Origin of the sequence: Acinetobacter sp. YH12063, from assembly GCF_013419715.1 — a bacterium.
Taxonomy (GTDB): domain Bacteria; phylum Pseudomonadota; class Gammaproteobacteria; order Pseudomonadales; family Moraxellaceae; genus Acinetobacter; species Acinetobacter amyesii.
This window is the reverse complement of record NZ_VOZO01000030.1, coordinates 1-7,827: the sequence shown is the minus strand read 5'-3', so window position 1 is coordinate 7,827 and position 7,827 is coordinate 1. Positions and strand designations below refer to the sequence as shown.

The window sequence follows — 7,827 nt, the reverse complement described above, 5'->3', positions numbered from 1 at the left end:
CTCTAATTTTTCACAGGCACGATAAGCAGCACAAGCAACGGCTGAACGTCCGTCACTTCGTGAGATGTTGCTTTCATTCAAATGAAAAATTGCCACTTTAAAAACCTAAATTTCTGCATACCGTGGTTTTGATTTTTGCAACTTTGAAAAAGTTGCTGACCATGCTAAAGCGAGGTCATGGGGTACAGGGGTTTCCCCTGTCGCAACGTCCACTTTTGAATGAAATGATAAAAGTGGGTAAGTGCGCCCTTCGTTTCACTCCGGGAAAACTTCGCTTCGCTACGTTTGATATTGCTCGCTTTGTTTTTTGACTCTATGATGATGTTTGGTTATTGATCATCACGGTTTAATACTATGTCAGATATTCAAGAAAAGAAAGATGCAGTTTTAAAGAAGCTCACTAAAGCACAGCAGAAGAAGTTATCTCTACAAGAGCAAATTGAGTATTTGAAAAAAGAACAAGAGCAGATCTTAGAACAGGCAAAACAGAAACAGAATGAGCTTAAACTTAAGCAGCAAAAACTTTTAAGTGAAGCCAAAGCTCAAGAACGGAAAAATGAAACTAGACGGAAAATTTTGCTTGGCGCTTGGGTTTTGAATAAATTTAAGAATGATGAATCTTTTAAACATCAATGGGCTGATTTTGAGCAGTTTTTAAGTGCGGAAAGTAAGACAGAAGAAAATAGACAGAAAGATAAAGAGCTTTTTAATGATCTTTTTAAGGGATAAGTTCTAAATTTCATATAAGAGATTTTATGTTAAATAAAGGTTAACTACTATGAAATGCTAATGTTTGTATTACAGGAGAGGTAGCTCAATTTGTTTGAACAACTAAAAGCTTATTTAAAGTTGAAATTGGCGTAAAATATATAAAACACTCACTTTGTTGAACTGGTATTTTAAGAATGCGAGATGGTATTTACTTCCTTGAATTTCAAGATAATTTTAATGATTTTGGTAATGGAGTTTTTGTAGTACAAAATAATATAATAAATGGTGGAAACTATGCATTTTCCTTTCAAGGTGAAATCATTAATCAAAAATCGAAAGTTATTATAAAACAACATGATAATAGTATAGAAAAAGCTATAAATGAAACTTTAAATGTATCTATTAAAAAGACGAATTATGATTATGAATTATTAGGGAGTATTACTAATAGACCTAATTTAGTCGTTTATATAAAAGCAAAATTTATAGGTGACTTATTTCTAAAATTAACATAATACACGTTATGCGAAGTCAAAAATGGGAGCTCTAAGCTCCCATTTTTAGTCTTTAATGCGCTTTTTCGCTTCGTCATAAACTATGCTGTCAGCTCGTTTCCCAACCGTAATGAGCAAGATAACTACCTGATCATCTTTAACTTGATAAACTAGTCGGACTCCAGCCTTTAATAATTTAATTTTGTAGCAACCTGCAAGATCACCTCTAAGCATATTCTTTGGAATATGTGGCTGCTCTATGACCTTGGCAAGTTTTTTCTTAAATTGATCTCTTATAGCACTAGGAAGCTTTTCCCATTCAGCTGTGAAGTCCTTATGACGTAAAAGCTTATAAGTCATCTAAAGTAATTTCCTCAAACATTTCTTTAGGATCATTAATACGTTTACGAACAATCGCTAATAGCTCGGTATCCTCTTCTGAGAGTAAGGCTTTTTGTACAGGGAGTTTCCCAGTCGCTGCAATGTATTCAAGGACATTTGTAAAAAACTCAGTAGGTGCAATACCTTGTTCTCTTAGAACTGAATAAGATTTTTCTTTAAGGGCTTCATCGACCCTGAAGTTAACAGTAGCCATTATTTTTCCCATTTATTGAATGCATAGGAATATTGTAATGCAAGTTGCATTACGTGGCTAGTTCGTATAATCCGTATTATGTTAATTTCAGAGAAACTATTACAAATAGAATATTACTTTTATATTCTCAAATGAGCCGCTATCTTTCTTAAAAAATACTATAAATAACTGTTATTACTGATTATTATTTTTTAAATCAGGGCGAATTTTATAAATATTATTTTGGAGTTCAAAAATATGACTGAGAGCTTTTCCTATCAGTAAGATATTTTCTCTATTTTCTAGTGATGGATCTGATTGAATCTTACTAGGAATACTGTCTAATAATATTGCAGCTTGATACAAATCATCATTTATTTTTTTTAATTGATCCATTTTTCTCTTCTATATATGTTGGTAAGGATCCCAATCATATTACATTGAGATCCTGATTTATTAGGCCGTGGTATATCTTGTTGTAGCTTCTCTAGTTTCTGAACTAAAAAGGTTTAATAATCTATCCGATGATGGTACAGGAAGATTTGGTGGATTCCAATCACCTGTAGTGATGCATGTATTTAAAGAGTTTCCACACTCTGACATTCCACCGCTACCAGCAGACCCATAGACATCAATACAGTCTGCATAATATTCTGCACACATCACAATTCTTTCGTTAAATAATATGAAGGCGTTGTAGGATCATATGCAAGAGCAAGACTACTAGTTATTATTGTACTAATTAGAACTATTTTTTTTAAGAACATAAGAAAATTGCAAAAGTGCATATTCTAAAAGCGGACATTTCTACTTTGGGCTTACATCTAAGTTTCGTATAACCGCCATTATGTTAAATGGAGTCAAAATTAGATTAAATATTGTGATAATTGCTTTATTTCTTCACATTCCAAACTTTTAATAAACGCCAAATATTTTGATCTACAGTTTTCCAGTCTTTTAATGATTCGTAAGACATTCTCCATGCGATTCTTACGTTCGGATAGAGAGGGGTTTCAACTTCTGTGGTCACTACAATTTGATCTGTAAGATTTTTATTAATCTTCATTAAAAATTCAGAATTGTATGGATCTGATGCGTGGCCTAGACAATGGTAAGAGATATCAGAGTCCAAATTTATTGAATAGCACTCTAAATCAAATTTTTTAAATGAATTTTCATATTTTACAAATTTATGTGATATTAAATAATTTATCCACTCTCTTGGTGTTTGTTTATATTTAAAATATATGGGATCGAGTGTACTGAAATTTTGTATATACACTTTTACTTGATCTTGATAATTTTTATCATAAAAGTTATTAATTTTTATATTTTTAACATTATTCAAAAGCAAGTTAAATCGCATAGGATGCTGAAAATCAGAAACTTTCTCGATTTTATCATTGTCATTTAGTATTTTTACTTTAGGAATAAAATCAATAGGATACTGACCAAGAAAAGGGTCAGTCAAAACTATACCTTGCTCAATATTTTTTTTATTGCCTACAACGGTTTTTATAGTTAAATCTGATGAAATCCCCCAAATCACTAAATCCCCTTGTTTTGATATATCTTTATAATATTCGATATCGGATTCTTCTGATAAAGGTTTAGACCTAGATTCTGTCGTGTCAGTACATCCGCATATAGCAATACAATGTATTAAAATAAGTATTTTTATATAGTTCATTACGAAACTCTTTTAATTCACTTCTAGGTTAGAGCACAAATAACTAAACGATTTATAGAGAAATCTAAAAATAAATAAAAATATTCATTTATTTAGGTTTCCTAAAATTAACATAATACACCTTATACGAAATGCGTTATAATTATCCTTATAATTCAACGCTGTAGTTCCTAGTTGATAGCCCGAGTTTCCATGACCGGGCTTTTTTTATGATTTTTCACGTTCCACGCCTATTATTTAAGCAATGTTTCACGATTTTGATTAGCTCAATTGAATAATCAGGATGACTGGTCTTTTTCTTTTTGGCGTTTATCCAGCTCTTTTTTCAGCTCCTTTTTATCCTGGTACGATGCGATCAGCATGATCGGGATCAACAGTGGGGCCACAATAATGCCTAGGGCAATGTCTTTCAGTTTCGGCATGATCTTTCTCCCTTAGTCATTATCAAAAACAGCATTCAGTACACGGCCAAATAAGCCACGTTTTTTCTTTGTCTCATAATGCGTATTTGGTACGTGTTTTGGTGTTTCATTAGGGCGTGTCACCAATGTCTCATGGGATGTTTTAATTTCACTATCTCTATTATTATCAATAGTTTCACTTATTCCATTATTGTTGTCGCATGGTGCATCATTGGAATGTGTCACTGGTGTATCATGAGACATTTTTTCTTCAGACTCTTTATGCCCTAATAGCAATTGAAAGCGGTCTATTTGATCTAAATAGCGTTTCTCACGATCTTTGTATGACTCAATTTCCTTTTTCATAAAATCAACAAGCTGACGTAAATCAGCATCATCTTTAGACTGATCCACTTCTTGTTTTTGTTCATGCTTTTTGATCGGCTCTCCAAAGCATCGGATGACTTCTGCAATATCAAAAAGACCATCAGCGCTTCGAGATATACGCCCTTCTTTTATGGCCCTATATAGCGTAGAACGACTGACGTTAAAGCGGTTAGATACTTCACTTAGTGATAATTTAGCCATTTACTAAATCCTTTTATTTAATGGCATATATCCCACTTTTTTTAGGTATGGATATAGTTCTTTGATTTTTTCAGGATCGTGAAGCATCTCAGCAATACGAATAGCAAATTGTGGATAGCTTTCAGTTCCCTGGGAATACCGACCCATTTCCGGTAGCTCTGAAAGTTTATTGGCAAACATGTGGCGTTGTGCATCGGTCATTTGGGTAAAGAGATCTACCGTGTTTGGATCTCTTTCTGAAGGTATCGAATCAATTTTTTTATGCTTAAAAGTGAATGATAAGCCTGAGATAGATCTTCCTGTTTTGTACTGTTCGTATTTTACATGTATATCAGTCAGCTCATTGATTTGCTTTATGGCTGGTTCTAAAACACGACTTTTAAAATTAACCATTTTTTGATATTCATTCATCTCAAGTCCTAATTTTTCTCTGAACTCAGATAAAGAAATAACAGGTGTTTTTCCTACGTCTCTCCAAGCAATTAGAAACTCATATAGACGAATAGCATATTTGCTAGTTAGTTGCGCAACCTGTTTAAGTTGATAGCTCGTAAAGTGCTTTTCCAATCTTGTAATAAGAGGAACAACATCTGGTGCAAAGGTAACTTCTAATGTAGCAAGGTCATCAACATATGCAATTCGGCTAACCCAGCGGGATTTGACTACAATTTCTTTGTTTGTATCTTTATGAATTTCCTTAAAAGAGAACTTTCTTTCAAAAAGATTATTAACTGCATTTTTTAGAGCGTTATACGCAGCTTCTTTGGTGACATCAAAGCGAGAAGCATAATCAGAAGCATGGATTTCTAATTTACTGTCGGATGAGATCCCTTGGCCTGTTTCTCTTGCTCTTATTATTGATAAAAGGATAAGCCGTTGCTCGGTTACTTCGAGATTATAACTGGCATTAATTAAGGCATTATCTTTTACTACTAAGTCATTTTTCATAAGACTGCATAGGTTATAAGTGTTATTAAGACTACATTAGCATTCGATGTAATCAAATGCAAAGAAATTGTAGTCTTATGACAAAGAAATTGTAGTCTTATGACAAAGAAATTGTAGTCTTATGACAAAGAAATTGTAGTCTTATCCACCTTGAAAGCCTTGCAAACAAAGGTTTTCAGAGAGTCTAAAAGCATTAAAAACTTTAAAAATAATTAAAAGCCCAGGAAAGGAAAAATTGCCCTTGGTTTTCGCTGCGCTCAAACTCTATTGAATCTCGCTTTCGCTCGATTCGTTGGGGCAATTTTTTGGCTCATTGGGTTGTGACTTTAAAAAAAAGCAAAAGCAGCTCGGAATTCGCTTCGCTCATGAGCTTTTTACTCGCTTCGCTCGACATAAAGCCATCGTAATCAGTTCGCACCCATTCGGGATGCTCTGATTCTGAGTTCTTGATACACAGGGGAGCCTGTAATCAGGGAAAAACAGGTGAAAAAATTTAGATCCCTGTAGTTCGCTCGTAGACACTCGCTAAATGCTCTCATTTGCGATTTAAGAGTTTTTTCTTAACTCAACTATAAATCTACTGTGGTTTAGCAAAACATCGCTAAAAACCCTATTTTTTTGCGTTTAAACAGCATTCACCAAGGTCGGTAATCGTTGTTATTTTCATTTTCTGGTTTTTTAGGCTCATTTTTCTGCTGTTTTTCCAATTCTTGGCGTTTTAAAAATGCCAAATGTTCTCGTTCGTGTCTTTCTTGTTCATAGCGTTGTTCTTTTTGCTCTCGTTCTTTACGTAATTGCTCTCTAAATTCACTTTCTCTGCGATCATTTTCAATTCTTCGTTGGCGATCTACTTCCGCTTGGCGTACTTGCTGCATTCTTTCTTGTTCAATTTTGAGATCATCTGCCCGTTTTGCTTTAAGGAGGGGACTCATATCATCATTAAAATCATGTAGGGTATCGAATGAATGAACGTACTCTCGTTTTAGCTTCTGCCAAAACGTGGGTTTTATCGTTGGTCGTTCAATCCCATTATTTTCCAGTATCTCTGAGCATTGACCTAAGCGTTGGACGACATTCTCAATATCGTATTCTTTAGCAAGTTGTTCGACCTCGGTTGCGTATTCTCTCCAGTTCTCATTTTTTGCCTGTTCTACTGATTTTTCAGTCGCATAAAAATCAGGTTTTTTTATATCTCTGTAAGTATGATGATAAGAGTCATAAAACAAATTATTGCTATGTAGGTAAAAATCGCTTTTGTTTTCTGCTAACCATCGTTTTGTCTTGGTGAGATTTGATTCAATCTGCTTTTGATTATCAGCAGCATTGCTTTGAATGGTGTAAAACTGATTGGCAAATTCTGCATAAATATCTTGGCACCGGATGAAGTCATCATATGCGTTGTCGATCTGTTGAACCTGTTGTTCTTGCAGGCGTTCTTCTTCTAGGTTGAGATTTACTAATTCTGCTAAAAGCTCTTTTTCTTCTGCTTCGGTTAACTGAAGTTCGTTTTCCAGCTGGGTAATCTGATCTTCTAATCGACTTGGAACAATAATTTCTTGATCAAGGCCCTTGATGATCTGTTGGTATTCTCGTGCAGCATCTAAATTTTTGGCTTTGATTGCATCATTTTCAAGTGCAATTCTTGGCAGCACAATTTCAGTGTTACGTTCTTCAAGCGGTCTTTTTTGTTCCTCGTCATATTGTCTGCGAAGTGCTGTAGCTTCATGCCCTTCATGATGAGTGGGTTCAAGAAAGTCTAAGCCCTGATCCTTGTAACTCCGGTGGTCGATGCGTTCGTCTAGTCCGGCATTTTCCAATACTGTGTTTACAACATTGGCAAAAGTTGCTCGGCTGTCCTTCAGGATCTCGGGACCATGGTCGTTGAAGATTCTTTGTTTCTTTCCTAATTCGCCTTTTTCATTGATGAGTCTGGTCGTGAACATCATGTGTACGTGATAGTTTTTATTATTGGTTTCATCGTTATGTTCATGTGGTGCATGGATGCAGGCATCGACAATAACATTGTGCTTGTTCACAAAGTCTCGGCAAAAGTCATCAACGATTTTTATGCGTTCTGCATCTGTTAATTCATGTGGTAAAGCACAGATATATTCTTTGGCGAGTCGTGCATTGGCTTTCATTGAGCCATTGGCATTGAATTCTTTTTTTTCTACTGTATTCCAAAGTGTTTGACGGTCTAAAAGTTTTGTATTGGTATGTTCTGGTGCATAAATATTTTTGTATGCAAGTCCCTTTTTTTTAGTGTAGTCCTGAGTCTTTCCAAAAGTCAGATCCTCTAATTTTTCACAGGCACGATAAGCAGCACAAGCAACGGCTGAACGTCCGTCACTTCGTGAGATGTTGCTTTCATTCAAATGAAAAATTGCCACTTTAAAAACCTAAATTTCTGCATACCGTGGT

Annotated in this window: 10 protein-coding genes; 2 read left to right on the top strand and 8 right to left on the bottom strand. The window is 34.7% G+C overall.

Features of this window, described 5'->3' with window-relative positions:
• The first annotated feature begins 354 nt into the window (after window positions 1–354).
• Window positions 355–729 carry a hypothetical protein gene (locus tag FTU12_RS16010; protein ID WP_086322809.1) on the top strand — a complete coding sequence of 125 codons (375 nt, stop codon included), beginning with the start codon at window positions 355–357 and terminating at the stop codon, window positions 727–729.
• 176 nt (window positions 730–905) lie between these two features.
• Window positions 906–1,226 (top strand): GrlR family regulatory protein, encoded by a 321-nt coding sequence (locus FTU12_RS16005; RefSeq protein WP_179997607.1) that lies wholly within the window; start codon window positions 906–908, stop codon window positions 1,224–1,226.
• Between the two features lie 45 nt (window positions 1,227–1,271).
• Here the strand turns inward: FTU12_RS16005 and FTU12_RS16000 are convergent, their stop codons facing one another.
• From FTU12_RS16000 to mobQ, 8 genes are all read right to left on the bottom strand, one after another.
• Entirely contained in the window at window positions 1,272–1,565 is a 294-nt protein-coding gene (locus FTU12_RS16000) for a type II toxin-antitoxin system RelE/ParE family toxin (protein ID WP_074947749.1), read from the bottom strand.
• Window positions 1,555–1,800, bottom strand: coding sequence for a type II toxin-antitoxin system RelB/DinJ family antitoxin (locus FTU12_RS15995; protein WP_111885987.1), 246 nt, complete (start codon window positions 1,798–1,800; stop codon window positions 1,555–1,557). Before FTU12_RS15995 ends, FTU12_RS16000 begins: the two co-directional genes overlap by 11 nt.
• A gap of 174 nt (window positions 1,801–1,974) precedes the next feature.
• Complete coding sequence (locus FTU12_RS15990; protein WP_163146734.1) at window positions 1,975–2,175, bottom strand: hypothetical protein; 201 nt, start codon at window positions 2,173–2,175, stop codon at window positions 1,975–1,977.
• 496 nt (window positions 2,176–2,671) lie between these two features.
• Complete coding sequence (locus FTU12_RS15985) at window positions 2,672–3,469, bottom strand: hypothetical protein (RefSeq protein ID WP_180066076.1); 798 nt, start codon at window positions 3,467–3,469, stop codon at window positions 2,672–2,674.
• 278 nt (window positions 3,470–3,747) lie between these two features.
• Window positions 3,748–3,891, bottom strand: coding sequence for a hypothetical protein (locus FTU12_RS15980; RefSeq protein ID WP_166135746.1), 144 nt, complete (start codon window positions 3,889–3,891; stop codon window positions 3,748–3,750).
• Between the two features lie 12 nt (window positions 3,892–3,903).
• Complete coding sequence (locus FTU12_RS15975; protein ID WP_180005593.1) at window positions 3,904–4,458, bottom strand: plasmid replication DNA-binding protein; 555 nt, start codon at window positions 4,456–4,458, stop codon at window positions 3,904–3,906.
• A gap of 3 nt (window positions 4,459–4,461) precedes the next feature.
• A complete protein-coding gene (gene repM / locus FTU12_RS15970) occupies window positions 4,462–5,406 on the bottom strand; it encodes a replication initiation protein RepM (protein ID WP_068912167.1) in 945 nt (314 codons plus the stop codon).
• 635 nt (window positions 5,407–6,041) lie between these two features.
• Window positions 6,042–7,796, bottom strand: a complete 1,755-nt coding sequence (mobQ, locus tag FTU12_RS15965) for a MobQ family relaxase (RefSeq protein ID WP_257235117.1) — start codon at window positions 7,794–7,796, stop codon at window positions 6,042–6,044.
• Window positions 7,797–7,827 lie beyond the last annotated feature (31 nt).

Coding starts and splice junctions, on each gene's coding strand:
- FTU12_RS16005 (WP_179997607.1), top strand. CDS start 906: ATGCGAGATGGTATTTACTTCCTTGAATTTCAAGATAATTTTAATGAT.
- repM (WP_068912167.1), bottom strand. CDS start 5,406: ATGAAAAATGACTTAGTAGTAAAAGATAATGCCTTAATTAATGCCAGT.
- FTU12_RS15975 (WP_180005593.1), bottom strand. CDS start 4,458: ATGGCTAAATTATCACTAAGTGAAGTATCTAACCGCTTTAACGTCAGT.
- FTU12_RS15980 (WP_166135746.1), bottom strand. CDS start 3,891: ATGCCGAAACTGAAAGACATTGCCCTAGGCATTATTGTGGCCCCACTG.
- FTU12_RS15990 (WP_163146734.1), bottom strand. CDS start 2,175: ATGGATCAATTAAAAAAAATAAATGATGATTTGTATCAAGCTGCAATA.
- FTU12_RS15985 (WP_180066076.1), bottom strand. CDS start 3,469: ATGAACTATATAAAAATACTTATTTTAATACATTGTATTGCTATATGC.
- FTU12_RS16010 (WP_086322809.1), top strand. CDS start 355: ATGTCAGATATTCAAGAAAAGAAAGATGCAGTTTTAAAGAAGCTCACT.
- FTU12_RS16000 (WP_074947749.1), bottom strand. CDS start 1,565: ATGACTTATAAGCTTTTACGTCATAAGGACTTCACAGCTGAATGGGAA.
- FTU12_RS15995 (WP_111885987.1), bottom strand. CDS start 1,800: ATGGCTACTGTTAACTTCAGGGTCGATGAAGCCCTTAAAGAAAAATCT.